Genomic DNA, 24541 nt, shown 5'->3' with positions numbered 1-24541 from the left:
TATCGAGGCCGGTCATTATTTTACCGGCGCTCACCATAGGAAATATGCATACCCCTCCTTTTTCTCTAACTCGTTGTCTATAATCCATAAAGTCATTCTTGTGTTGGCGATTTTTGCGTAATGCGTCCCGGGTCACAACCTGAATAAATTCCCTCGAGGGCGTTAATCCGCTGACTACCCTTATTTCAGGAGATATTTTTACGGCACGGCTGCCGCTAATTCCCTTGTGACAGGAGTAACACCTGATGAGCAAAAAATTGGCCCGTTGCAGCCTTTATGTGCTGGGGATGGCCTGCCTGACCGTACAGGCGGCTGAGCCACTCACCTCGCTGGATAAACCGGAAGGGCGCCTGGATATTATCGCCTGGCCGGGGTATATCGAACGCGGTCAGACCGACAAGCAGTACGACTGGGTCAGCCAGTTTGAAAAGGAGACCGGCTGTCAGGTCAATGTGAAAACCGCCGCCACCTCCGACGAAATGGTCAGCCTGATGGCTAAGGGGGGCTACGATCTGGTGACCGCCTCGGGCGATGCTTCGCTGCGTCTGATCATGGGTAAACGCGTTCAGCCGATTAACACAGCGCTGATTGCTGGGTGGCGCACTCTTGACCCGCGCATTGCGCAAGGGGCATGGTTTAACGTCGGGGGCAAAGTTTACGGCACGCCGTATCAGTGGGGACCGAACCTGCTGATGTACAACACGCGCGTATTCCCGACGCCGCCGGACAGCTGGAGCGTGGTCTTCGTGAAGCAGGATCTTCCGGATGGCAAAACCAATCAGGGGCGGGTGCAGGCCTATGATGGCCCGATCTATATCGCCGACGCCGCGTTGTTTGTCAAAGCCACCCAACCACAGCTCGGGATCGACGACCCCTATCAGCTGACCGAAACCCAGTACAACGCGGTGCTGAAAGTGCTGCGTGACCAGCAACCGCTGATTCACCGCTACTGGCATGACGCCACCGTGCAGATGAACGACTTCAAAAACGAAGGGGTGGCCGCCTCCAGCTCGTGGCCCTATCAGGCCAACGGCCTGAAGGCGGAAGGCCAGCCTGTCGCCACCGTATTTCCGAAGGAGGGGGTGACCGGCTGGGCGGATACCACCATGCTGCACAGCGAGGCGAAGCACCCGGTCTGCGCCTATAAATGGATGAACTGGTCGCTCACGCCGAAGGTGCAGGGCGATGTGGCGGCCTGGTTCGGCTCGTTGCCGGTGGTGCCTGAGGGCTGTAAAGCCAGCGCGCTGCTCGGAGAGAAAGGCTGTGAGACCAACGGCTATGACCAGTTTACCCGCATCCACTTCTGGAAAACGCCGATTGCCGAGGGGGGGAAATACGTTCCCTACAGCCGCTGGACGCAGGACTACATTGCGATAATGGGCGGCCGCTAAGGATCGGAGGCAAACAATGACGTATGCGGTCGAGTTTCAGAATGTATCGCGCCTGTATGGCGATGTACGGGCAGTGGACGGGGTCAGCATTGGCATCCGTGACGGCGAGTTTTTCTCGATGCTGGGTCCTTCGGGCTCGGGGAAAACCACCTGCCTGCGGCTGATTGCCGGTTTTGAGCAGCTCTCCGGCGGCACCATCCGGATCTTCGGTCAGCCGGCCAGCGAGCTGCCGCCCTGGCAGCGGGACGTCAATACCGTGTTCCAGGACTATGCGCTGTTTCCCCATATGTCGATCCTCGACAATGTTGCTTACGGCCTGATGGTCAAAGGCGTGGCGAAGAAAGCGCGCCATGCCCGCGCCCAGGAAGCGCTGGAAAAGGTGGCCCTCGGTTTTGCGCACCATCGCAAGCCCTCCCAGCTCTCCGGCGGTCAGCGGCAGCGGGTCGCCATCGCCCGGGCGCTGGTGAACCAGCCGCGGGTGCTGCTGCTCGACGAGCCGCTGGGCGCTCTGGATTTAAAGCTGCGCGAGCAGATGCAGGTGGAGCTGAAAAAGCTACAGCAGTCGCTGGGGATCACCTTCATCTTCGTTACCCACGACCAGAGCGAAGCGCTGTCGATGTCCGATCGCGTGGCGGTGTTTAACAACGGGCGCATTGAGCAGGTGGACGCCCCGCAGGATCTTTATCTGCATCCGAAGACCGCCTTTGTCGCCGGTTTTGTCGGCACCGCCAACGTCTTTGAGGCCGAGGCGGCCCGGCGGTTATGCGGCCTGGCGGGCTGCTGGTCGCTGCGCCCGGAGCATGTTCGCCTGCAGGGCGGCGGGGAGGTGCAGGTGCAGGGCGTGGTTCAGGCGGTACAGTATCAGGGGGCGGCGACGCGGATCGAGCTCCGGCTGGCGGATGGCGACAAGCTGCTGGTTAGCCAGGCCAATATCGACGGCGCGGCGGCGGCGAGCGTTCCTCGAACCGGGCAAACGGTGCAGGCGTCATGGTCGCGGGCGGCGATGACCCCGCTGGAAAGCGGAGGCTGAGATGACCATGGCGATTGTTCCTGCGCAGGCCGGACGCGTATCGGGGATCTTCTGGCGCCGGCCGGCGCTGGGCCTGTTTTTGCTGCTGCTTGGGCCGTTGATGTGGTTTGGCATCGTCTATCTGGGCTCGCTGCTGACCCTGCTGTGGCAGAGTATCTACACTTTTGACGACTTCACCATGTCGGTGACCAGCGACTTTACGCTGGCCAACCTGCAGGCATTGTTCAACCCCGCCAACTACGACATTATCGTCCGCACCCTGGTGATGGCGCTGTGCGTGACCTTGGCCAGCGCCCTGCTGGCGCTGCCGATGGCCTGGTATATGGCGCGCTACACCAGCGGCAAAATGAAGGCCTTCTTTTATATCGCGGTCATGCTGCCGATGTGGGCCAGCTATATCGTCAAGGCCTACGCGTGGGTGCTGCTGCTGGCCAAAGATGGCGTAGCGCAGTGGTTCCTCGGCCATCTCGGGCTGGAAGGGGCGCTGAACGCTCTGTTGACCGTCCCGGCGGTGGGCGGCAACACCTTATCCACTTCCGGCCTCGGACGCTTTCTGGTCTTCGTCTACATCTGGCTGCCTTTTATGATCCTGCCGGTGCAGGCGGCGCTGGAGCGTATTCCGGGCTCTCTGCTGCAGGCCTCGGCCGATCTTGGCGCTGCCCCACGGCAGACCTTTCGCTACGTGGTCCTGCCGCTGGCTATTCCCGGAATTGCCGCCGGGTCGATCTTCACCTTTTCGCTGACGCTGGGCGATTTTATCGTGCCGCAACTGGTCGGCCCACCGGGGTACTTTATCGGGAATATGGTCTACTCGCAGCAGGGGGCGATCGGCAATATGCCGATGGCGGCGGCGTTTACCCTCGTGCCGATCGTGCTGATTGCCCTTTATCTGGCGTTCGTGAAACGTCTGGGAGCCTTCGATGCACTCTGAACGCGCACCCTGGTACCTGAAACTGGCGACATGGGGAGGGGTGGTGTTCCTCCACTTTCCGCTGCTGATCATCGCCATCTATGCTTTTAATACCGAAGATGCTGCCTTCAGCTTTCCGCCGCAGGGGCTGACGCTGCGCTGGTTCAGTGAGGCGGCAGGGCGCAGCGATATTTTGGAAGCTGTGACGTTGTCACTTAAGATCGCCGCCCTGTCGACGGCCATTGCCTTAGTGCTTGGCACGCTTGCTGCAGGCGCCCTGTGGCGGAGCACCTTTTTTGGTAAGAACGCGGTGTCGCTACTGCTGCTCCTGCCCATCGCCCTGCCGGGGATTATAACCGGCCTGGCGCTCCTGACAGCCTTTAAAGCGGTCGGCCTGGAGCCTGGTCTGCTGACCATCGTGGTGGGGCACGCGACCTTCTGCGTGGTGGTGGTATTTAACAACGTCATCGCTCGCTTCCGCAGGACCTCCTGGAGCCTGGTGGAGGCCTCGATGGATTTGGGGGCGACTGGCTGGCAGACCTTTCGCTACGTGGTGCTACCCAATCTGGGTTCGGCGCTGCTGGCGGGCGGGATGCTGGCATTCGCCCTGTCATTTGATGAAATCATCGTCACGACTTTTACCGCGGGGCATGAGCGAACCTTGCCGCTGTGGTTACTGAATCAGCTGGGGCGGCCGCGAGATGTGCCCGTCACCAACGTTGTCGCGCTGTTGGTGATGCTGGTAACAACGATACCAATCTTAGGGGCCTGGTGGCTCACCCGCGACGGCGATAACGTCGCCGGAAACGGGAAATAAAACCATGAAACAGGATAATGCTATGCAACACAACCTCTTAATAAACGGTAAGTTAGTGGCAGGTGAAGGCGAAAAGGTGCCGGTATACAACCCTGCGACCGGCGAAGTGATCCTGGAGATTGCCGAAGCGACAGCGGCCCAGGTGGATGCCGCCGTTGAGGCGGCGGATCGGGCGTTTGATGCCTGGAGCCAGACGACGCCGAAAACGCGCGCGGAATGTCTGCTGAAGCTGGCGGATGCCATCGCGGCGCAGGCGGAGCCCCTGGCGCAGCTGGAGTCGCTGAACTGCGGCAAGCCGCTGCACTGCGTGCTTAACGATGAGATGCCGGCCATTGCGGACGTTTTCCGCTTCTTCGCCGGCGCCGCCCGTTGCCTGCCGGGGATGGCGGCCGGAGAGTATCTGGAAGGGCATACCTCGATGATCCGTCGCGACCCGGTGGGCGTGGTAGCCTCCATCGCGCCGTGGAACTATCCCCTGATGATGGCGGCCTGGAAGCTGGCCCCGGCGCTGGCGGCAGGCAACTGTGTGGTGATAAAACCCTCCGAGATCACGCCGCTGACGGCGCTGAAGCTGGCAGAGCTGGCAAAAGATATTTTCCCGGAAGGGGTGATCAACGTACTGTTCGGCCGCGGCAAAACGGTGGGCGATCCGCTGACCGCCCACGCGAAAGTGCGGATGGTTTCCCTGACCGGGTCGATTGCCACCGGCGCCCATATCATCGGCCATACCGCCTCGTCGATTAAACGTACCCATATGGAGCTGGGCGGTAAGGCGCCGGTCATCGTCTTTGACGACGCGGATATCGACGCGGTAGTGGATGGCGTTCGGACCTTCGGGTTTTACAACGCCGGCCAGGACTGTACGGCCGCCTGCCGGATCTACGCCCAGCAGGGTATTTATGAGCAGCTGGTGGAGAAGCTCGGGGCGGCGGTGGCCAGCCTGAAAATGGGGGCGCCGGAGGATGCCGCCACCGAGCTGGGGCCGCTGAGCTCGCTGGCCCATCTTGAGCGGGTCAGCGCCGCGGTGGAAGCCGCAAAGGCACTACCGCATATTAAAGTGGTTACCGGTGGCAATCGGGCTGACGGCGCCGGCTATTATTTCCAGCCGACGCTGCTCGCCGGAGCCCGGCAGGAGGACGCTATCGTGCAGCGCGAAGTGTTTGGCCCGGTGGTCAGCGTGACGCCTTTCAGCGATGAAGCGCAGGCCCTGAGCTGGGCAAATGACTCCCAGTATGGGCTGGCCTCTTCGGTGTGGACGAAAGATGTTGGCCGCGCCCACCGGCTCAGCGCCAGGCTGCAGTACGGCTGCACCTGGGTCAACACCCACTTTATGCTGGTGAGTGAAATGCCGCATGGCGGCCAGAAGCTGTCGGGCTACGGGAAAGACATGTCGATGTATGGCCTTGAGGATTACACCGTGGTTCGCCATGTGATGGTTAAACATGGCTAACGGATTGACCCTTAAGCGGCAAAAGATTATTACGCAATGGGTGTGTTAGTGCGCTAATAGTCACGATGGCAAAAATGGTTAAAACTCGCGGCGGGGGATGTGAGATTATTCTGATACCCCTTCAAGAGCTAAGCCATCGTGAGTGCCGGAGATAAGCGCCGGATGGGGTTCGCCAGCCACCCTGGGCGCATCGCGCCCGGCGGGTGAGGCGGCAACGTCGCGGTTTGCGACCGGATACCGGCCCCTGCCTGATGGCAGGGGCTTTTTTATGTCCACAGTAAGCCAGGAAGAGGAGGATGCCAGCGACGCTGGAGCAGGGAGGAATTTGTTTTAACCGTATTCAGCGTTTGGTTTTTTTGCTCGGCAAGCTGGCGCTGCGACGGTCACGTATATAGGAAATAAGATTATACACCGCCGCGACCAGCAGGATCAGCGCGATGACCAGCGTGATGATTCCGGACATATCCACCTCGAAATATAAAAGCGCACTGCGCTAAAAACATTACCAATAGTTATGAATGTAAGTATTCTCTGCAGAGAAGGCAAATGATATTTGTTGTCATTTAGCGCTATTTTGGGCCCTGGCCAGCGAGGCCAGACAGGAAAAGGTTTGGTTACAATAGCTTGTAGTCGCCTGTTATCTTATTCAGATCCAGCGCCAGCGTGGTATATCGCATTTTCGGTCAAGGCGCGCTAATCTTTTCATTTGCGATTGGCGAAATATGATCTTTATCAGATGAATCAGATTGCGCTGAACAGAAACTATTTCACGACTATAAATAAGGCTTTTATATTTGCAGTCAGCGGGTGATATTTATTCGCAATATTTAATCACCGACGAATCAATCCACCATACGCGCCAGCGCGGTGGCGCACGCTCCCGGGTTTGACTTTCCGCCGCCGCTCATGCGATCATTTCATGCATATTCGGTTTTAACGTTGATGTCGCTGTGAAAATTTTGGCTTTTATTCTGCTGGCAATCGGCACCGTGGCGCTGAGCTATGGTAACGCGCCGGCAAAACGTATTAAGGACTGTGAGAACGCGGGAGTGGGGCAGGCCGTCTGCGCCGCTGCCGAATGGGATAATGAGAAAGTGAATGTTCTGCCTCATTATAACCCTGAGCTGAATAAGGTTATTATCGCAGGCCATTCAGCCCGTAGCGTTTATGACCCTGATAATGGCGCCAGCCTCCGCACGTAAAAAAGCAGCCCAGTGGGCTGCTTTTTTAGGTTTCGTTGCTGAGTAAAATGATTAAAACCAGCCAAATCTCACCGACAGCAGGCTGATAAGCGCGAACGCGGCGCAGACATTAATCATAACGACGGTCTTGCTGGAGACATCCATAACGCCACCTTAATGAGTAAGTCCCTAAAGGTATAGTACGGCTGGCGCGGTTGCGCTATCGGATTAAGACGAATCAGGCTTTGTTCTGAATATTGAGCCCGATTCTGAATTTGTTATACAGGTATCTCTGAATCACGACGTCATGGCAGATAATTATCCCACCATGGAACGCTCCTCAGGGAAGGAAAACTAAGAATGACGTTATATCAAAAAATGTTGGTGTTTTACGCCATTATGGGCGTGATCTGTGCCGTAATTAGCTGGTTTTTAACCAAAGAGAGTTGGGTGATCCGCCTGCTGGCGGCTCTGTTGATCGGTGCCACCTGGCCGTTCAGCTTCCCCATGGCGCTGCTCGTCTCGCTGTTTTAACCTTCCGGCTGCGGACGACAGAAAAGGGTGGCGGCAAAGGTAAGGATACTGTATAAAAACACAGTAACCTTATCATGGAGGCAAACAGGTGAACGGTTTCTTTTCGTCCGTCGCAGGCGCCACATTGCGCTGGCTCGATCTCCCGGGAGAGGGGCTTCCGCTGGTGTTTATCCACGGCCTCGGCTGCGCGTCCTCTTACGACTACCCCCGCGTCGCCAGCGACCCCGCGCTCAACGGGCGGCGCAAAATACTTATCGACCTCCCGGGCTTCGGCTACAGCGATAAACCGCACGACTTTAGTTACAACATACATAAGCAAGCGCAAGCTGTGGAGCAGGTCCTCAACCACCTGCGCCTGCAGCGCTTCGCGCTGTATGGGCATAGCATGGGTGGAAGCATCGCCATCGAAGCGGCAGGGCTGCTGGCGGAGCGGGTGACGACGCTGCTGGTGTCTGAACCCAACCTGTTCGCCGGAGGCGGTGAGTACAGCAGACGCATTGCGGCGCAGGCAGAGGGGGCCTTTATCGCCGAAGGTTACGCCAGGATGGTGGCGGAAGAGCGCTCGCCGTGGGCCGGCTGTTTGCAAAACAGCGCCCCCTGGGCCGTCTGGCGAGCCGCCAGCAGCCTGATAAACGGCAGCGACACGCCCTGGTTTACCCAGCTCTGCCAGCTGCGCTGTCAGAAGATGCTGATCGTCGGCGAGCAGTCGCTCCCTTATGCGGATATCGAACGGGCAGAGGCGCACGGGATCCCGGTCGGGATTGTGCCCCACGCGGGGCACTCGATGGCGTGGGAAAACCCGGAAGGGCTGGCGCAACTCATCGCCAGCCACGGCTAAGGGGAGACGGCGTCAGAAAGGCAGTTCGCGGGGCTGGGTCTGGAGCGTTATCCAGCGCAGCTCAGTGAATTCTGCAATTCCGGCCCGGCCGCCGAACCGGCCATAGCCGGAGGCTTTGCAGCCGCCAAACGGCATCTGCGCTTCATCATGAACGGTTGGACCATTGATATGGCAAATGCCGGTTTGCAGACGTTGCGCCAGGTTCCACGCTCTGGCGCTGTCGCGGCTGTAGACCGCCGCGGAAAGGCCATATTCGCTGTCGTTGGCTACCGCCAGCGCCTCTTCGTCATTATTAACCCGAATAATCGCTTTTACCGGGCCGAAGGACTCTTCGTTCCACAGCCGCATCTCGCGGGTGACGCCGTCCAGTAAGGTCGGCGCCATGTGGGTATCGCTGGCTTTACCGCCGGTCAGCAGGCGGGCGCCCTTGGCTAAGGCATCGTCGATTAACGCGTTGCAGCGGGTGACGGTATTCATGTCGACCACCGGGCCGGTCAGGCTGGCGGGGAGAGAGGCGGCGCGCCTGGCCAGCAGAGGGATAAAGCGCTCCGCCACGGCGTTGTCGACAATAATGCGCTCGGTGGACATGCAGATCTGTCCGGCGTTGGCGAAGGCGCCAAAAATGGCGCCCGCCGCCGCCTGTTCGATATCGGCATCGTCGAGGACCAGCAGCGGCGCTTTGCCACCGAGCTCCAGCACCGCTGGTTTCAGATACTGCCCGCAGGTGCGGGCGATAATCCGCCCCACCGGCGTGGAGCCGGTAAAGTTGACGCGCCGCACCGCCGGATGGGCGATCAGCGACTCCACCAGCGCCGGCGCGTCTTGCGGCGCGCAGGTAAGATAGTTCACCACACCCGGCGGGAAGCCCGCCGCGTCGAGGGCGTCGATAATCAATCCTTGTGTCGCCGGGGAGAGCTCAGCGCCCTTGAGGATCACCGTGTTGCCGCAGGCCAGCGGCGTCGCCAGCGCCCGGGTGGCAAGGATCAGCGGCGCGTTCCACGGCGCCATGCCCAGCACCACGCCAGCCCCCTGGCGGACGCCCATCGCCAGATTGCCCGGCACGTTGGATGGAATGATCTGTCCTTCAATCTGGGTGGTCAGCGCCGCCGCTTCGCGCAGGATATCAGCCGCCAGATGGACGTTAAATCCGGCCCAGTGCGCGGTCGCGCCGGTTTCCGCCGCCATGGCGGCGATAAATTTAGCCTCCCGCAACAGCATATGTTCCGCCGCGTCGAGCAGTAAGCGACGCCGTTCCGCCGGGAGCGTATCGCGCCACTGTGGGAAGGCGCTGGCCGCGGCCTCGACGCAGCGTTTGCCGTCGGCGAGACTGGCGGCAGCGGCAACCGAAGCGACATCGTCTTGGGCCGGGTGGCGCCGGGTGAAGGTCCGACGGTCTTCGGCATCGTGCCACTGGCCATCAATGTACAGATTGCAGGTGATTGTCATGGGGATAACCTCTTGTTCTGCGGTCCCTCCAGTGTACCGGTCGCGGCTGATGGCGAGCGTGAGCGGGGCGGTTATCGCACATTTTTTTGCCGGAATTGTGCGTAGCTCACAACATCCCAATCGTGCCTGACGCAAAAAGCAGCGCGACGCCGATTAAACCAGCAAATTCAGCGCGATTGGCATAAGGTGATAGCCATTGATTATTTGCCGGTGGCGAGGGGCTGTGCTGTTATTACTGTTCTTATAATCAATAATCAGGACTTATAACCATGTCTACAGGGAAAACTACGCTGGCGCTGCTGCTGAGCGCGCTGTTGCCGGTCAGCGCCGCATGGGCAGCGGGCAATGATACGCTGGTCTATTGCTCAGAGGCCTCCCCAGAGTCTTTCAACCCGCAGATCGCCAGCTCCGGCCCGTCGTTCGTCGCCAGCTCGCAGGTGCTGTATAACCGCCTGGTCACTTTTGACCCGGTGAAGAACACGCCGATCCCGTCGCTGGCCACCGAGTGGCACGTCTCTGAGGATGGCAAGACCTGGACCTTCACGCTGCGTCAGGGGGTGAAGTTCAACAGCAATAAATTCTTCAAACCGACCCGCGATTTTAACGCCGACGACGTCCTGTTTTCCGTGCTGCGCCAGATGGATCCTCAGCATCCTTATCACAAGGTGTCGCAGGGGAACTATGAGTACTTCCACGACGTGGGCCTCGATAAGCTGATTAAGTCGGTGAAAAAGGTCGATGACTATCACGTCCAGTTCGTACTTAACGAGCCGAACGCGGCGTTTCTTGCCGACTGGGGAATGGACTTCGCCTCTATTCTGTCGGCGGAGTATGGCGAGGCGATGCTGAAGAAAGGGACGCCGGAAAACGTTGATAACTGGCCTGTCGGTACCGGACCCTATGCCCTGCAGCAGTATAAAGTGGATTCGCAAATCCGCTATATCGCCAATCCCCACTACTGGGAAGGCGAGGTGCCGACTAAGCACTTAATCTTTTCCATCACGCCAAACGTCGAGACACGCCTGGCGAAACTGCAGACTAACGAGTGCCAGATTATTCCTGCGCCTTCGCCGGTTCAGTTCCCGGTAATTAAGGGCAATAAAGATCTGGCGCTGCACGCCGTCGAGGCGCTGAACGTCGGCTACCTGGCGTTTAACACGGAGAAAAAACCGTTTGATAATGTGCTGGTGCGCCAGGCGTTAAACTATGCCACCGACAAGCAGGCGATCGTTAAGGCGGTGTTCCTCGATTCCGGTACGGTGGCGAAGTCACCGATCCCGTCCACCATGCTCGGGTATAAAAAAGACCTCCCGGACTACGACTACGATCCGCAGAAAGCGAAAGCGCTGCTCAAGCAGGCGGGTCTGGAGCAAGGGGCGGAAGTGACCCTGTGGTCGATGCCGGTTCAACGTCCGTACAACCCGAACTCAAAACGCATTGCTGAAATGATCCAAAATGACTGGGCGAAAGTCGGGGTGAAAGCGAAGATCGTCAGCTATGAGTGGGGCGAATACCTCGCCGGCATGCGTAAAGGTGAACACGATAGCGCGCTGTACGGTTGGATGTCGGACAATGGCGACCCGGACAACTTTGCCGGCACGCTGCTCAGCTGTGATAATATCCAGACCGGCTCTAACGCCGCCCGCTGGTGCGATAAGTCGTATGACGCGCTGGTGAAGAAAGCGCTGCTGGTGAGCGATCCGCAGGCGCGCGCCACGCTCTATGAACAGGCGCAAGAGATCTTCTACCAGCAGGCGCCGTGGATCACCCTGGCGACCGGCAAGACCTTCTATGCCACCCGCAGCAACGTCAGCGGCTACCGCGTGAGCATGATGGGCAGCGATTTTTCCAAAGCGAAGCTGAATTAAGCGAAAGGAGAACAGGATGGCACATCTGGATGAGGTTATCGTCAAAGTCGATGACACTATTGCTGAGGGGGTTATCGCTCATATGAATGAGCTGCTGATCGCCCTGAGCGATGACGCGCAACTCAGTCGTGAGGAGCGCTATACCCAGCAGCAGCGCCTGCGCACCGCTATCGCCCACCATGGCCGACAGCATCAGGAAGAGCAGGACGCGCGCCGCGAGCAGTTGACCAAAGGCGGCGCCATCCTCTGAAGAGGCGCTTAGAACTGGCGTCTGGCCACCAGCCAGGCGCCTACCACCAGCATCACCGCGCCGCATAATGGCCCGAGCAGCGCTCGCAGCGGTACGCCGTGGGCGCGAATTAAATCCATGATCAACCCGCCGACCAGCTGGCTGGCCACCAGTACCGCAATGGTGGTGGCCGCGCCGACGTTTTGATAGCCGCTGATGCTGGCAAAAACGAAAAAGGACCCCAGCAGGCCGGGGATCAGCGTCCACCACTTCACGCTCAGGGCCAGCTCCTGAAAGCCAGCGGCGCCCTGGCGCAGGAGCAACAGGGTCACGAAAATAACGATACCCACCAGCGAATTGAGCAGCATGGCGATGAGGATCGTCGACGCCGACTGGGTGATGCGCACCATCAGGGTGTTCTGTAGTACCAGGCCTACGCCGGCGGCCACCAGACAGGCGAGGGTGAGCGACGCATTCATGCCTTACCGTCCGGTTCCTGGCGCGCATCCAGCTGCAGCTGCATAAAGGTGAGATCCAGCCAGCGGCCAAATTTGGTTCCCACCTGCGGCATCTGCCCGGTGGTGATAAAGCCCAGCGTTTCATGCAGGTGCAGCGAGGCGTGGTTCTGCGACTCGATCCCGGCGACCATCACATGTTTATTCAGCCGCCGCGCTTCGGCGATCAGCGCAACCAGCAGTTTGCGGCCCAGGCCTTTCCCCTGATGGTCGGGGTGAACGTACACCGAATGCTCCACGGTGTGGCGAAAGCCGTCAAACGCGCGCCAGTCGCCAAAAGAGGAATAGCCGGTGATGACGCCGTTTTCCTCGCTCACCAGCACCGGAAAGCCGGCCAGCTGGCGGGCTTCAAACCACGCGATGCGGTTGTCGGTATCCACGGTTTTATCATTCCAGATAGCGGCGGTATGCACGACGGCGTGGTTATAGATCTCGGCGATCGCCGCGCAATCGTCTTTAATGGCTGGGCGGATGGACATAGCAAACCTCAGTTCTCGTACACTATAGTAGTACGTTATTATTACAATAATGAACGTCACGCTGTCATCCGTTTTCAGCAAAATATTGCTGATGGGCCAGGGTTTGCGCGGCCCAACGGGCGATTGTGTAATGCGGGCGCGCACACTATAGTGTTACGTTATGAATACTATAGAAGACAACCTCAATCAGCGCATCAGCGCGCGCATCCGCATCGAGCGCGAATCCCGCGGCTGGTCGCTGAACGACCTCGCCGAACGGGCCGGCGCCTCGCGGGCGATGATCCATAAGATCGAGCGCGGTGAAAGCAGTCCGACGGCCTCAATGCTGGGCCGCCTTTCCGGCGCCTTCGGCATCAGTATGTCGACGCTGATCGCCCGGGCGGAAATGCAGGAAGGCAAGCTGCTGCGTTTTGCCAGCCAGCCGGTGTGGCACGACCCGCAAAGCCACTATCTCCGTCGCCACGTCTCGCCGCGCAGCGATCTGCCCATTGACATGGTGCAGATCGAGCTGCCGCCCGGCAGCGATGTGCCGATGCCGGCCTCGTCCTACGCGCTGGCCCGCCAGCTGATCTGGCTGCAGCAGGGCGAACTGGTGTTCATGGAAGGGAATACCCGCCACGAGATGCAGACAGGGGACTGTCTGGAGCTCGGCCCGCCGAACGACTGCCGCTTTATCAATGAGTCCGCAGAGACCTGCATCTATCTGGTGGTGCGCCTTAATCAATCGCCATCCGGCTCTTAATGTTAAAGCGCATTGCGCATAAAGCAGCTAGCCTCAGTACTGTCTGCTAACAAGAGGAGTTTGCTATGACAGAACAACCGCAACGCCATCGCCGCTGGGTACTGGCTTCCCGTCCCCATGGTGAACCGACGGCAGAGCATTTCCGCCTGGAAGAGAGCGAGGTACCGACGCCAGGGCCGGGTCAGGTTCTGCTGCGTACCGTTTATTTATCGCTGGATCCCTATATGCGCGGGCGGATGAGCGACGCGCCGTCCTATTCACCGCCGGTGGCCATTGGCGCGGTGATGGTGGGCGGGACCGTGAGTCGCGTCGTGACCTCGCAGCATGATGATTTTCAACCAGGCGACTGGGTGCTTGGCTACAGCGGCTGGCAGGATTATGAGCTTTCCGACGGCAGCGGACTGGTGAAGCTGGGGGACAACCCGCAGCACCCGTCCTGGTCGCTGGGGGTTCTGGGGATGCCGGGCTTCACCGCCTACATGGGGTTGCTGGACATTGGCCAGCCGAAGGCGGGTGACACGCTGGTGGTCGCTGCGGCCACCGGGCCGGTGGGCGCCACGGTCGGACAGATCGGCAACATTAAGGGCTGCCGTACCGTCGGCATCGCCGGCGGCGCGGAGAAGTGTCGCTATGCGGTTGACACCTTAGGCTTTGATGTCTGCCTTGACCATCGCGCAGCGGACTTTGCCGAACAGCTGGCCCAGGCCTGCCCGCAGGGCATTGACGTCTACTACGAAAACGTTGGCGGCAAGGTGTTTGACGCGGTGCTGCCGCTGCTGAATACCGCGGCCCGGGTTCCGGTCTGCGGGCTGGTGAGCGGCTATAACGCCACCGGTCTGCCGGATGGGCCGGATCGTCTGCCGTTGCTGATGGCGACCATCCTCAAGAAACGCATCCGGATGCAGGGCTTTATTATCGGCCAGGATTACGGGCATCGGATCGCGGAATTCCAGCAGCAGATGGGGCGCTGGGTGCAGGAGGGAAAAATTAAATATCGCGAACAGCTGATTGATGGTCTGGAGCAGGCGCCGCAGGCGCTGATCGGTCTGTTGAAAGGCGAAAACTTTGGTAAGGTGGTGATCCGCGTGTCAGCGGACGACTAATACGCCGGGTCTAGCCTGAATGCGCCTCTCCCCCGGCCGGGAAGAGAGGCGCTGCTGCATATCAGGCGTAAAAGGCTAACCGCTGGGCGAGCAGATCGACAAAGGCTTCGCGGTCCACATCCAGCAGCAGGGTGGTATTGGGCGGATTGCCGGTCAGATGGTAGTAATCGACCACCGTCATCCCCTGGGTATATTTTCCTTCCGTTTCCACGCCGACCCAGCGCTCGATGGTGGTAAAGAGCTCCGGCTTGAGGAGCCAGGCGATGGTGCAAGGGTCGTGCAGCGGCGCGCCGTCGAAGCCCCACTTTTCATCCTTATGGTAGGCCATAAAGAAGTCGAGCAGTTCGGCGACGATAGTGGATACCGGATTGCCAATCTTGCGGAATCGCTCAATATCCGCAGGAAGGATCTGCGCCCGGTGGGTGACATCCAGGCCCGCCATTACCACCGGGATCCCCGACTGAAAGACCATCTCCGCAGCCTGCGGATCAACGTAGATATTAAACTCCGCCGCCGGCTGCCAGTTGCCCAGCCCCATGGCGCCCCCCATGATCACGATGCGGGCGATCTTCACGTGCAGCTCCGGATGGCTGGCGAGCAGCAACGCCACGTTAGTCTGCGGCCCGGTGGCCACCAGAGTCACCGGCTCCCGGCTTTCCCGCAGCACTCTGGCCATCAGCTCGACGGCGGTGCAGTTCTGCGGGGAAAAGGCCGGCTCCGGCAGGTTCGGTCCATCCAGTCCGCTTTCCCCGTGCACGTTATCGGCGATGATCAGATCGCGCATCAATGGCTTCCACGCGCCGCCGGCGACCGGAATATCCGCTCGGTTCAGCAGGGTCAGCATACGCAGCACGTTGCGCAGGGTCTTCTCCGGCGTCTGGTTGCCTGCGGAGGCGGTGACGGCTTTCACCTCCAGCTCCGGCGAGGCGAGGGCGAGGACCAGGGCGATCGCGTCATCATGTCCCGGATCGCAATCAATCATAATCGGCAGTGCCATAGCAGCTCCTTGTTGGCGTTGTTCTGTGACCAGACTAACGCTGCGGCGCGAGGCAGACGAGATAGTGTGCAGAATAGTGTGATGGCAAGCACGGTTGCAGCGGCAATCGCACGGTTAGTCGCGGCGGTCCTGCGTCATCAGGCCTCGCCTTGCGGTGGCGCAAGCTAGCGCCCGCCGCGGCGCGATAGAATAAAAATCGCTAATCCTTACGGATATTAATGGTTTGCTTTTCGGCGAGCGGATTCTTATCCTTAAGAAAACTCAAGAGGTTATTACGATGAAAGATGTAGTAGATAAATGCAGCACCAAAGGCTGCGCCATTGATGTCGGGACGATCATTGATAACGAGGACTGCGTCTACCGGGCTGAGAAATTATTCCCGAGCCGCGAGGAAGCGGAGTCAACCGTAGCCGCCGTTCGCGAGCGTGCCGCCGCGGCGGCGCCCGCCAGTGAACCGCCGCAGGTTGACTACACCCTCGCCGCCGCCGGCGACGAGGTGAAGCTCGATCTGTCCATCGCCTTTTCCTGCCAGGCGGAAAAGATCATTTTCGAATTGTCCCTGAGAAACCTGCTTTAATCAGCGTCCTGGGCGCCAGCGCCTGAGAATAACGACTTCGCCCGCGAATCCGCGGGCGAAGTCGAGCGTTACTCGAAGCGCCAGGCGAGGTTCAGTCCAATACCGTAGTTGCGTCCTGGCGCGGGCTCGTAGTAGCGTCCGTTGGACTCGTTAACGATGACGGACCCGACGTACTCGCGGTCAAACAGGTTGTCGACCCGGCCGAACAGATCCATATCCATCCTGCCATAGCTCCACTTATAGCCGGTCGTCAGGCCGACCACCGTCCAGGACGGGGCTTTGGCGGTGTTTTCGTCATTCGCCATGATGTCGCTCATGTAGCGAATATCGCTTCCGGCGTACCAGCCCTGCTCCGGCTGATAGCCGAAGGAGGCGTAGCCCATATTGCGCGCGATCCCCGGAATACGGTTACCGTTGCAGCTGGCGTCGCCGCAGACGTTGGTGCGATAGGTCGCGTCCAGCCAGGTCCAGGCCGCCTTCAGGCGCCAGCTCTCGCCAAACTGCTGATCCAGTCCCAGCTCCATGCCCTGACGACGGGTCTTGCCGGCGTTTTTATAGCTGGTGCGCCCGCCGCTGCTGCTGTCGACCACGATCTCATTATCGGTATCAGTCTGGAACAGGGCGGCGGTGAGCAGCCCATTGCCGATCCGCGTCTTGCTGCCGATCTCCACCGTGTCGTTGGTGGAGGGCTTCAGGCCGAAATTAAGGCCGCTCTGGTTATCTGAACGGTATGACAGTTCGTTGATGGTCGGTGTCTCGAAGCCGCGGCCGGCGGAGAGGTAGACGTTCCACGCGTCGGTCAGGGCATACTTCAGCGAGCCTGCGGGCAGCCATTTGTGATAGCTGGCATCGCCGCTGTCATCGCCATTGCCCGGCGTGATGTAGTAGTCATTCGAATCGAACCATACCGAGCTGTAGCGCACCCCGGCATCGAGCGAAAGTTTGTCGGTTAGCTGCCACTGGGTCTGCAGGTAAGGGTCGACGTTCCACATCAGGTTGCGTTCGTTACGACGCAGCGCGCCCTGTTCGCCATACTGCGGCGCGCCGTTGACCATCACAAAGTTTTCATAGCCTTTGCGGCGCTCGCTCATGTTCTCGTAGTCAAGACCGGCGGTCAGGGTGACCGGCACCAGCAGCTCCCCGCGATGGGTCAGCCGGGTATCGATCCCCTGGTAGTGGCGGGTGAGGTCAATCACCCCGCCGGCGTGGCTCGGCTTCAGCTGCGGCGCGCGCGGGATCGACTGGAACTGGGTGGTTTCGCGTTCCCCGGCGTACATCATGACGCTGAGATCGTCCTGGGCGCTCAGCTGGCGCTCATAGCGCAGACCTGCCTGGGTCTGCCGGGTATTTTTGCGGGTATTATACTGGTCGCCGCGCGGCGACTGGCGCGGGTTATCGCGCCATTCATCGGCGGTTAATCCGCCGGCGTCATTGGCTTTGATATCGACACTATTCAGCAGCAGAGTCAGCTTACTGACGTCGTTGATACGCACCCCCAGCCGGGCGTTGGCCAGATTTTTGCGCGCGCCGCTGTGATCGCGATAGCCGTGGGTGGTGAAGCGGTTAGTCGACACCGTGTAATCCACATCGCCCGCGTGGCTGCCGTCGCCAACGGCGCCGGTGGCTTTCATTCCATAGTGCCAGGTGCCAAAGCTGCCATAGTAGCTGCTGGCTTCCACGGTGGGCGGCTGGGTGCCGGTCTGGCTGGTGACGTTGATCACCCCGCCGGACGAGTTACCGTAGAGGGCAGAGAAGGGGCCGCGCAGCACCTCAATGGTGTCGACGCTGCCGATATCGATATTGGACGTCTGCCCCTGGCCGTCGGGCATGGTCGCCGGAATGCCGTCCACATAGATGCGCAGCCCGCGCACGCCGTAGGTGGAGCGGGAGCCAAAGCCGCGAATCGACAGCTGCAGATCCTGGGCATAGTTTTGCCGGTTCTGCACCTGCAGGCCCGGCACGGCGCCTAGCGATTCAGAAAGGTTGACGCGCGGCGCGGCCTGGCGCATCTCATCCCCATTGACCACGCTGACGGCGGCGGGGGTATCCAGTTCAGAAACGGTGGTTGGCGCAGCGGTCACCACCATGGTTTGTTCATCGGCGGCCTGGGCGGCGGCGATGAGCGGCAGCAGCAGCGCCGGCAAGGCCGCATGTCGCACGGATAGGATTTTCATCGATAGTACTCGGGAGACGAACCAAATGGAACATATGTATATATGTTACCCCGTTTGTAAAATATTTGAAAATTATTAACTGCCGTTGGTTAACGGATAGTGCTCAAGGCTGACGAATTTACCGAACAACAACAATTAGCGCTCCACTTTAATAAGAATAATGATTACTATTCTCATTCAAAATAAGGTAGAGCCATGACTTTGCCGCCGGAAGCGATGTCGGGTCAGCACATACAGGTTTATCAAAGGGAGTCGTCATGTCATTACGTCAGTTTGCCGCGCCGCGTCTGCGCCATTCACTGTTATTCACTTCTCTGCTGCTGGCAGGCAGCTTTAGCGCCCACGCCGCGGAAGAGATGCTGCGCAAGGCCGTCGGGAAAGGGGCCTACGAAATGGCCTACAGCCAGCAGGAGAACGCGCTATGGGTTGCCACTTCGCAGAGTCGTTCGCTGGACAAGGGCGGGATTGTGTATCGTCTTGACCCCACCACCCTCGACGTGACGCAGATTATTCACAACGATCTGAAGCCGTTCGGCGCCGCTATCAACCATGCCACCGGTACGCTGTGGTTTGGCAATACCGTTGACAGCACCGTCACCGCCATTGACGCCAAAACCGGCGCCGTGAAGGGGCGACTGGTGCTGGACGAGCGTCAGCGCAGTGAAACCGTGCGCCCGCTGCAGCCGCGCGAGCTGGCGGTCAATGAGCAAACCAACACCGTCTACATTACCGGTCTGGGCAAAGAGAGCGTGATTTGGGTGGTGGACGGCGCTACCCTGAAGCTGAAAACGACCATTACTGGCACCGGGGCAATGGCGACGGGCCTGGCGATCGACCCGCAGGCTAAGCGTCTCTATACCACCAACGCCGACGGCGAACTGCTGACCATCGACAGCGAGAACAACACCATTGTGTCGCGCAAAAAATTGCTGGATGACGGCAAGGCGCATTTCTACCTTAACCTGAGCCTCGATACCGCCGGCCACCGCGCCTTTATTACCGACAGCAAGCAGCCGGAAGTGCTGGTGGTCGATACCCGCGACGGCAAGGTGCTGGAGAAAATCGCCGCGCCGGAATCGCTGGCGGTGCTGTTCAACCCCACCCGCAACGAAGCCTATGTGACGCATCGTAAAGCGGGGGAGGTGAGCGTTATCGACGGCAAGAGTTATAAGGTGGTGAAGACCTTTAAAACGCCGACCCATCCCAACAGCCTGGCGCTCTCTGATGACGGCAAAACGCTGTACGTCAGCGTGAAACAAGCTTCCAGCCGTGAGAAAGAGGCCACCGCCCCGGACGATGTGATCCGCATCGCGCTGTAAGGTCCCCGGGCGCGACGACCACTGCCACCGGAGGTCGCGCCCGGCATCACACCCTCTGTTACAAACGCGTATTGGCCTGATAAACCAGATGGTTATACACTTACCCCTTTCCCGCCTCGCGCGGGCAGTGGTAATCAGTGGAGATAAAATGAAAAAGCCATTTATGGTGATTTGCGCCGGCGCGATGCTGGCCTTGATGGCAGGCTGTTCGTCCAACTACGTTATGACCACCAAAAGCGGTCAGACGATCGTGACTCACGGCAAGCCGCAGCTGGATAAAGAAACGGGGATGACCAGCTATATCGATGAGTCTGGTAATAAGCGGGAAATTAACAGCAGCGACGTGTCGCAGTTGGTTGAGGATAACTAAGTCCTGACCTCCCGGTTTGCCCGCGATGGACAAACCGGGAGTCCTGCCATTTACTGCTTGAGCGTCGGCGCTGTGCTGTGAATCGCATGCACGCGCTTACGCACGCCAAACCAGCCCGCCACCAACAGCACCGCCAGCAACGGGATGGAGCCAATGGTATAGGTGCCGTTCGGATAATCGAAGGCCATCAGCACCAGCACGCTAAACAGGAACAGCAGCGTCAGCCACGAGGTGAACGGCGCCCCCGGCATTCTGAAGCTCACCTGAGCCGCTTTCCCTTCCTTAATCGCTTTGCGCAGACGCATCTGACACACCACGATAAAGCCCCAGGAAGCAATGATCCCCAGCGAAGCGACGTTGAGGACGATCTCAAACACCTGCGACGGCACCAGATAGTTGAGGAACACCCCGACCACGTACACCGCCAGCGTCGCCAGGATCCCGGCGTAAGGGACGTGGTGACGGCTCATCTTCGACATGAACTTCGGCGCGGAGCCCCCCATCGACATGGAGCGCAGAATACGTCCGGTGCTGTAGAGGCCGGAGTTAAGGCTGGAGAGGGCGGCGGTTAATACCACGATATTCATCACGCTGCCGATGTACGGCACGCCCAGTTTTGAGAAGAAGGTAACAAACGGGCTCTGTCCCGCCTGGTAGGCGTTCCACGGCAGCAGCAGCACCAGCAGCACCACCGACCCAACGTAAAACAGGCCGATACGCCAGATCACGCTGTTGATGGCCTTCGGCACCATCCTCTCCGGATCTTTACACTCACCGGCCGCGGTGCCCACCAGCTCAATGGAGGCGAAGGCGAAGACCACGCCCTGCACCAGCACCAGCGCCGGCAGGAGGCCGTGCGGGAAGAAGCCGCCGTTATCGGTGATCAGGTGGAAGCCTGTGGCATTACCGTCCAGCGGCTTACCGGAGCCGAGGAAAATGGTACCGACCACGAGAAACGCGACGATCGCCAGTACTTTGACCAGTGCGAACCAGAACTCCATCTCGGCGAACCACTTCACGCCAATCATGTTCATGGTGCCAACGATGGCGAGCGCGCCAAGGGCGAAGACCCACTGCGGCACATCGCCAAAGGCGCCCCAGTAGTGCATATACAGCGCCACGGCGGTGATATCGACGATCCCGGTCATCGCCCAGTTAACGAAGTACATCCAGCCGGCCACGTAGGCGGCTTTTTCACCGAGGAATTCCCTGGCATAAGAGACGAAGCTTCCGCTCGAGGGGCGGTGGAGAACCAGTTCGCCGAGCGCGCGAAGAATAAAGAAAGAGAAGATGCCGCAGACCAGATAGACCAGTGCGAGCGCTGGCCCTGCCATTTGTAAACGTGCCCCGGCGCCGAGGAACAAACCGGTACCGATGGCGCCGCCGATGGCAATCATCTGTACCTGACGGTTGCCCATCGCTTTGTGATAACCCGCTTCGTGTGAGTTGAGCCAGTGGCGTTTTGCAGCATGGTGCTCCGCTGCAGTGTCGTGTTTCGTATTCATTGATGTATCAGTTTCCTGTCAATGCCCATGTTTGCAGCCGGTGTGGAGGACGGCTGGCACATTATGCTGGCTTTCTCATCATTCTGACGTAGGAGATAAGCTCAGACATGGCGCTGAATCCTACACGTAACCTAATAGTTACGCACCTAAAACATTTACCGATAGCATTTGACAGATTTATCAATGAGATCAGCGTCGCAGAGTTTCCCGCAACAGAATGAAAGCGCTGGTATGTTGGCGTCGACTGGGGTAATAGCGAGGCTGTCCGGGGACGGCGTGGGGCCAGTTCGCCTGCTGGCGCATTCGTTGGTCACAGGCGATAGCCAGCTGTTCGCCGAGTCGCAGCCCAGCGTTTAACCGGTCATCGACGACCACCGTTTGGCCATTATCATCAGTGCTTTTGATGTTAATATCCGGATATTCCAGCATAAATGGCTTCAGCGTCAGTCACGGCGGGGATGCGCAGACGGGAGAAGCATGACGCCTGCCTGCCGAAGAGCAGAATGAACAGAGCGGTTAAGCCTTAGTGTTTAATTCATTCTGGCGGCGCAGGTATTGTAAGATGCAAGATCAGACCCATAGCGCCAGGCGACCCCACACAATGACCCCCTTACAGTTTCATAAATATCACGGACTGGGTAATGATTACCTGGTATGCCATCGCGCCGTTGCCGACCAGCTGAGCAACGAGCATATTCGAATTCTGTGCCATCGCCACTATGGCGTTGGTTCCGATGGTCTGCTGATCGACAGCGGCGATCAAACCCATCCCACGCTGCGTATAATCAATCCGGACGGCTCCGAGGCGGAGAAAAGCGGTAATGGGCTACGGATCTATGCGCGCTATCTGTTTGATATCGGTCGCGTCGGCCATGAGCCTTTTTTAGTGCACACGGCGGGCGGAGATGTCTATTGCACCGTGGAGAGTGATTTTCATCAGATTAGCGTGGATATGGGGCGGGCGAATTTCAATCCGGCGGCGTTACCCGCCTTAGTGAATTTGCCCGAGGCGGTGAATTATCCGTTGACGCTGGCGGATGAAACCCTGTCCGTCGTGCTGGTCTCCATGGGCAATCCCCACTGCGTTGTCCTCGTGGATAAGCTCGACCTGGAACAGGTTCATCGTTTAGGACCGCAAATTGAACATCATGCCTTATTCCCCAAACGCTGCAATGTACAGTTCGTGGAAATTGTCGAGCGCCATACCCTGAAGATTGGTATCTGGGAGCGGGGCGCCGGGTTTACGATGGCCTCCGGGAGCAGCAGCTGCGCGGCAGCCAGCGCCATGCGCCGGTTAGGGAAGGTGGACGATCGGGTGGATGTCAACATGCCAGGCGGCCAGCTGTGCATCACCTTCGGCGCGGATTTTCAGGTGAATATGCGCGGTCCGGTGCATAAGATCGCCAGCCTGACGCTGGATAAAGACTGCTTTGACGGCGGCGGCGTCATCTTCAATGACGAAGCATGACAGAGGGAGCGGTAAGCCTGACATTAAGCTCCTTCAGGATCCGCCGACGCCCCGTTTGCCACACAAACTATGGTGGTATGTTCCCACCAGACATTGTGCTTAATGTCGGTGGCAAGGACGGTAAATCGCGCCTGCTGGATCTCATTCATTAAATCCGGGAGGGGTTTAAGCGTACGCCAGGGCTGCCCCTCTTTCAGGAGATGATGCTTGATGGGATCGTAAGTGGCGAGGTCTTCTGCGTAACGCGGGAGCTCGCACATCGAGCAGACACCAGCCGGCCAGCGGGTTGAAGTCATCTTCTCGCCCCGTCAGAGCCTGGCTCCGCTCTCTGGTGCCTTGCCTGCGAGTAGCGCATAATGGCAACCTTTCCAATTCGTTACGGGCAGGAAAGCCGGTATGTTGAAGAAATTGTGTTTATTAACCCTTATCTCTGCCTTGGGCGCGGGCTGCGCACCGTTACAGCCCTCCGGCTGTCATAAAACGACCGCGACGGGAAGCTGTGGCTCTGGCCGCTGGGACGATCGGGATGAGTGGGGCGCCCAGGCGCGGGCCATCAGGGCCGCGATACTAGCCCAGATGGATACCCCCGAGCGCTGGCAGGGTAAGAAATGCAGGTTGCATTTAGCCTTTGCGCAGGATGGCACGGTTTTACATGTCTCGACCAGCAACGGTAACAAAGCCTATTGTGACGAGTTAGCTGCTGCTGCCAGGAAGGCCACGTTCCCGCCTTTTAACAACCCCGATGTCTTCCGGGATTTTCAGCAGTCCGGCTTTGATATGCAGGGTTAAATTGACTGTCTGGTCGGCTTTTGCCGGCTGGAAAAGCCTGGCGACACCGCGTGTGCGTGGCTGACCGTGGTTGCCGGGGAATCTCACCACTTTTTTCATTGCGCTTGCTGTCGTCAGCGGCTGTTACACATTGCCTTTTCTCATCCGGGCAAAGGCGGCGAACAACGGGAATGGCTATCAGGGAGAAACAGAGATGAACATCAACGTGGTCGGCACCAGCGGCTCAGGCAAATCCACTCTGGCCCGGCGCCTGGCGCACCGGCTGGGACTACCCTGGATCGAGCTCGATCGCCTGTACTGGCGGCCGAACTGGCAGGGCACGCCGGATGAGGCGTTTTTCGCCGCTATTGCCGCCGCTACGGCCTCGCCGGGCTGGGTGCTGGATGGCAATTACAATCGCAGCCGCAGCGTCAAATGGCGCGAGGTGGATCTGGTGATCTGGGTCGACTATAGCCTCTGGCGCACGCTGCGCCAGGCGGTGTGGCGGGCGACGAGCCGGGCGTGGCGGCATCAGGAGCTGTGGCCGGGCACCGGCAACCGCGAGAGCTTTCGCCGTTCGTTTTGCAGCCGGGAATCCATCATCCTCTGGACGCTGAAAACCTGGCGGCAGAATCGCCGACGCTATCTGGCCGACATGCAGGATCCGCAATATCGGCATATTCGCTTCGTCCGGGTGCGCAGTCCGCGGCAGGCTGAGGCGCTGCTCCGCGAGCTGGAAGCGCATCGGCCAGGCGGGCATATCTAATTTTCAGCAGTACACATGTGAATTAATTGTTTCTCAATAGTTAGCTGAGATTTTAATAATGCAG

General features: G+C 59.2%; 27 protein-coding genes and 1 pseudogene. 18 read left to right on the top strand and 10 right to left on the bottom strand.

Features of this window, described 5'->3' with window-relative positions; translation table 11 throughout:
• The first annotated feature begins 245 nt into the window (after nt 1–245).
• Genes ydcS through patD form a run of 5 tightly spaced genes read left to right on the top strand, consistent with a single transcriptional unit; the run spans nt 246 to nt 5598 of the window.
• A complete protein-coding gene (gene ydcS, locus ABLU50_RS21820; RefSeq protein ID WP_017900481.1) occupies nt 246–1391 on the top strand; it encodes a putative ABC transporter substrate-binding protein YdcS in 1146 nt (381 codons plus the stop codon).
• Between the two features lie 16 nt (nt 1392–1407).
• Nucleotides 1408–2421 (top strand): ABC transporter ATP-binding protein, encoded by a 1014-nt coding sequence (locus ABLU50_RS21815; protein ID WP_004202778.1) that lies wholly within the window; start codon nt 1408–1410, stop codon nt 2419–2421.
• A gap of 1 nt (nt 2422) precedes the next feature.
• The gene (locus tag ABLU50_RS21810; protein ID WP_004202776.1) at nt 2423–3352 is read left to right on the top strand and encodes an ABC transporter permease; all 930 of its coding nucleotides are present in this window, start codon (nt 2423–2425) and stop codon (nt 3350–3352) included.
• Nucleotides 3342–4148, top strand: a complete 807-nt coding sequence (locus ABLU50_RS21805) for an ABC transporter permease (protein ID WP_017900483.1) — start codon at nt 3342–3344, stop codon at nt 4146–4148. Before ABLU50_RS21810 ends, ABLU50_RS21805 begins: the two co-directional genes overlap by 11 nt.
• Before the next feature lie 22 nt (nt 4149–4170).
• On the top strand, nt 4171–5598 hold the full coding sequence (patD, locus tag ABLU50_RS21800) for an aminobutyraldehyde dehydrogenase (protein ID WP_043520012.1): 1428 nt from the start codon (nt 4171–4173) through the stop codon (nt 5596–5598).
• 340 nt (nt 5599–5938) lie between these two features.
• On the opposite strand, the gene ABLU50_RS21795 is transcribed toward patD, so the two are convergent.
• The gene (locus ABLU50_RS21795) at nt 5939–6061 is read right to left on the bottom strand and encodes a small membrane protein (RefSeq protein ID WP_004175940.1); all 123 of its coding nucleotides are present in this window, start codon (nt 6059–6061) and stop codon (nt 5939–5941) included.
• A 487-nt stretch (nt 6062–6548) separates the two neighbouring features.
• Here ABLU50_RS21795 and ABLU50_RS21790 point away from each other — a divergent pair, with 487 nt between their 5' ends.
• Complete coding sequence (locus ABLU50_RS21790; RefSeq protein ID WP_032456152.1) at nt 6549–6800, top strand: hypothetical protein; 252 nt, start codon at nt 6549–6551, stop codon at nt 6798–6800.
• Between the two features lie 51 nt (nt 6801–6851).
• Here the strand turns inward: ABLU50_RS21790 and yncL are convergent, their stop codons facing one another.
• Complete coding sequence (gene yncL, locus ABLU50_RS21785) at nt 6852–6944, bottom strand: stress response membrane protein YncL (RefSeq protein ID WP_002906891.1); 93 nt, start codon at nt 6942–6944, stop codon at nt 6852–6854.
• 195 nt (nt 6945–7139) lie between these two features.
• On the opposite strand from yncL, the gene ABLU50_RS21780 reads away from it, so the two are divergent.
• The gene (locus ABLU50_RS21780) at nt 7140–7313 is read left to right on the top strand and encodes a GhoT/OrtT family toxin (protein ID WP_004202771.1); all 174 of its coding nucleotides are present in this window, start codon (nt 7140–7142) and stop codon (nt 7311–7313) included.
• 88 nt (nt 7314–7401) lie between these two features.
• Nucleotides 7402–8151 (top strand): alpha/beta hydrolase, encoded by a 750-nt coding sequence (locus ABLU50_RS21775; protein ID WP_087833028.1) that lies wholly within the window; start codon nt 7402–7404, stop codon nt 8149–8151.
• 12 nt (nt 8152–8163) lie between these two features.
• On the opposite strand, the gene ABLU50_RS21770 is transcribed toward ABLU50_RS21775, so the two are convergent.
• Nucleotides 8164–9597, bottom strand: coding sequence for an aldehyde dehydrogenase (locus ABLU50_RS21770; protein WP_017900487.1), 1434 nt, complete (start codon nt 9595–9597; stop codon nt 8164–8166).
• A 269-nt stretch (nt 9598–9866) separates the two neighbouring features.
• Between ABLU50_RS21770 and ABLU50_RS21765 the strand changes: the two genes are divergently transcribed.
• Together ABLU50_RS21765 and ABLU50_RS21760 are read left to right on the top strand one after the other, a co-directional pair.
• A complete protein-coding gene (locus ABLU50_RS21765; protein ID WP_004202766.1) occupies nt 9867–11465 on the top strand; it encodes an ABC transporter substrate-binding protein in 1599 nt (532 codons plus the stop codon).
• A 16-nt stretch (nt 11466–11481) separates the two neighbouring features.
• Entirely contained in the window at nt 11482–11715 is a 234-nt protein-coding gene (locus tag ABLU50_RS21760; RefSeq protein ID WP_004202765.1) for a YdcY family protein, read from the top strand.
• A gap of 8 nt (nt 11716–11723) precedes the next feature.
• Here ABLU50_RS21760 and ABLU50_RS21755 read toward each other — a convergent pair whose 3' ends face one another.
• Entirely contained in the window at nt 11724–12173 is a 450-nt protein-coding gene (locus ABLU50_RS21755; RefSeq protein WP_023318399.1) for a DMT family transporter, read from the bottom strand.
• Nucleotides 12170–12688: a GNAT family N-acetyltransferase gene (locus ABLU50_RS21750; protein WP_004202758.1), complete on the bottom strand. Its 519-nt coding sequence runs from the start codon at nt 12686–12688 to the stop codon at nt 12170–12172. Before ABLU50_RS21750 ends, ABLU50_RS21755 begins: the two co-directional genes overlap by 4 nt.
• 160 nt (nt 12689–12848) lie before the next feature.
• On the opposite strand from ABLU50_RS21750, the gene ABLU50_RS21745 reads away from it, so the two are divergent.
• Together ABLU50_RS21745 and ABLU50_RS21740 are read left to right on the top strand one after the other, a co-directional pair.
• Nucleotides 12849–13430 (top strand): XRE family transcriptional regulator, encoded by a 582-nt coding sequence (locus ABLU50_RS21745; protein ID WP_057215555.1) that lies wholly within the window; start codon nt 12849–12851, stop codon nt 13428–13430.
• A 65-nt stretch (nt 13431–13495) separates the two neighbouring features.
• A complete protein-coding gene (locus ABLU50_RS21740) occupies nt 13496–14533 on the top strand; it encodes an NADP-dependent oxidoreductase (RefSeq protein WP_049003822.1) in 1038 nt (345 codons plus the stop codon).
• Between the two features lie 61 nt (nt 14534–14594).
• On the opposite strand, the gene rihA is transcribed toward ABLU50_RS21740, so the two are convergent.
• Nucleotides 14595–15530: a pyrimidine-specific ribonucleoside hydrolase RihA gene (gene rihA / locus ABLU50_RS21735; protein WP_048324425.1), complete on the bottom strand. Its 936-nt coding sequence runs from the start codon at nt 15528–15530 to the stop codon at nt 14595–14597.
• Nucleotides 15531–15807: 277 nt separating this feature from the next.
• Between rihA and ABLU50_RS21730 the strand changes: the two genes are divergently transcribed.
• Complete coding sequence (locus tag ABLU50_RS21730; RefSeq protein WP_020481014.1) at nt 15808–16107, top strand: DUF406 domain-containing protein; 300 nt, start codon at nt 15808–15810, stop codon at nt 16105–16107.
• A 68-nt stretch (nt 16108–16175) separates the two neighbouring features.
• On the opposite strand, the gene pqqU is transcribed toward ABLU50_RS21730, so the two are convergent.
• Nucleotides 16176–18281 carry a TonB-dependent receptor PqqU gene (pqqU, locus tag ABLU50_RS21725; RefSeq protein WP_017900492.1) on the bottom strand — a complete coding sequence of 702 codons (2106 nt, stop codon included), beginning with the start codon at nt 18279–18281 and terminating at the stop codon, nt 16176–16178.
• Nucleotides 18282–18538: 257 nt separating this feature from the next.
• Here pqqU and ABLU50_RS21720 point away from each other — a divergent pair, with 257 nt between their 5' ends.
• Together ABLU50_RS21720 and ABLU50_RS21715 are read left to right on the top strand one after the other, a co-directional pair.
• A complete protein-coding gene (locus tag ABLU50_RS21720) occupies nt 18539–19600 on the top strand; it encodes a YncE family protein (RefSeq protein WP_004202746.1) in 1062 nt (353 codons plus the stop codon).
• 148 nt (nt 19601–19748) lie between these two features.
• Entirely contained in the window at nt 19749–19970 is a 222-nt protein-coding gene (locus ABLU50_RS21715; RefSeq protein ID WP_087833029.1) for a YgdI/YgdR family lipoprotein, read from the top strand.
• A 50-nt stretch (nt 19971–20020) separates the two neighbouring features.
• Here the strand turns inward: ABLU50_RS21715 and ansP are convergent, their stop codons facing one another.
• Both ansP and ABLU50_RS21705 read right to left on the bottom strand, forming a co-directional pair.
• Nucleotides 20021–21475, bottom strand: coding sequence for an L-asparagine permease (gene ansP, locus ABLU50_RS21710; RefSeq protein ID WP_004202744.1), 1455 nt, complete (start codon nt 21473–21475; stop codon nt 20021–20023).
• Between the two features lie 189 nt (nt 21476–21664).
• Nucleotides 21665–21916, bottom strand: a pseudogene (locus tag ABLU50_RS21705) (hypothetical protein); the annotation flags it as partial.
• Nucleotides 21917–22076: 160 nt separating this feature from the next.
• Here ABLU50_RS21705 and dapF point away from each other — a divergent pair.
• Entirely contained in the window at nt 22077–22943 is an 867-nt protein-coding gene (gene dapF / locus ABLU50_RS21700; protein ID WP_087833030.1) for a diaminopimelate epimerase, read from the top strand.
• Nucleotides 22944–22966: 23 nt separating this feature from the next.
• Here dapF and ABLU50_RS21695 read toward each other — a convergent pair whose 3' ends face one another.
• A complete protein-coding gene (locus ABLU50_RS21695; protein WP_228703167.1) occupies nt 22967–23203 on the bottom strand; it encodes a hypothetical protein in 237 nt (78 codons plus the stop codon).
• Between the two features lie 136 nt (nt 23204–23339).
• On the opposite strand from ABLU50_RS21695, the gene ABLU50_RS21690 reads away from it, so the two are divergent.
• Both ABLU50_RS21690 and ABLU50_RS21685 read left to right on the top strand, forming a co-directional pair.
• Nucleotides 23340–23732 (top strand): cell envelope integrity protein TolA, encoded by a 393-nt coding sequence (locus ABLU50_RS21690; protein WP_004202738.1) that lies wholly within the window; start codon nt 23340–23342, stop codon nt 23730–23732.
• Between the two features lie 193 nt (nt 23733–23925).
• On the top strand, nt 23926–24477 hold the full coding sequence (locus tag ABLU50_RS21685) for a shikimate kinase (RefSeq protein WP_087833031.1): 552 nt from the start codon (nt 23926–23928) through the stop codon (nt 24475–24477).
• Nucleotides 24478–24541 lie beyond the last annotated feature (64 nt).

This window comes from Klebsiella sp. GG_Kp173, from assembly GCF_040062415.1.
Classification (GTDB): domain Bacteria; phylum Pseudomonadota; class Gammaproteobacteria; order Enterobacterales; family Enterobacteriaceae; genus Klebsiella; species Klebsiella quasipneumoniae.
Note: the sequence above shows the minus strand (reverse complement) of the source record. Positions and strands in the feature narration are given on the sequence as shown.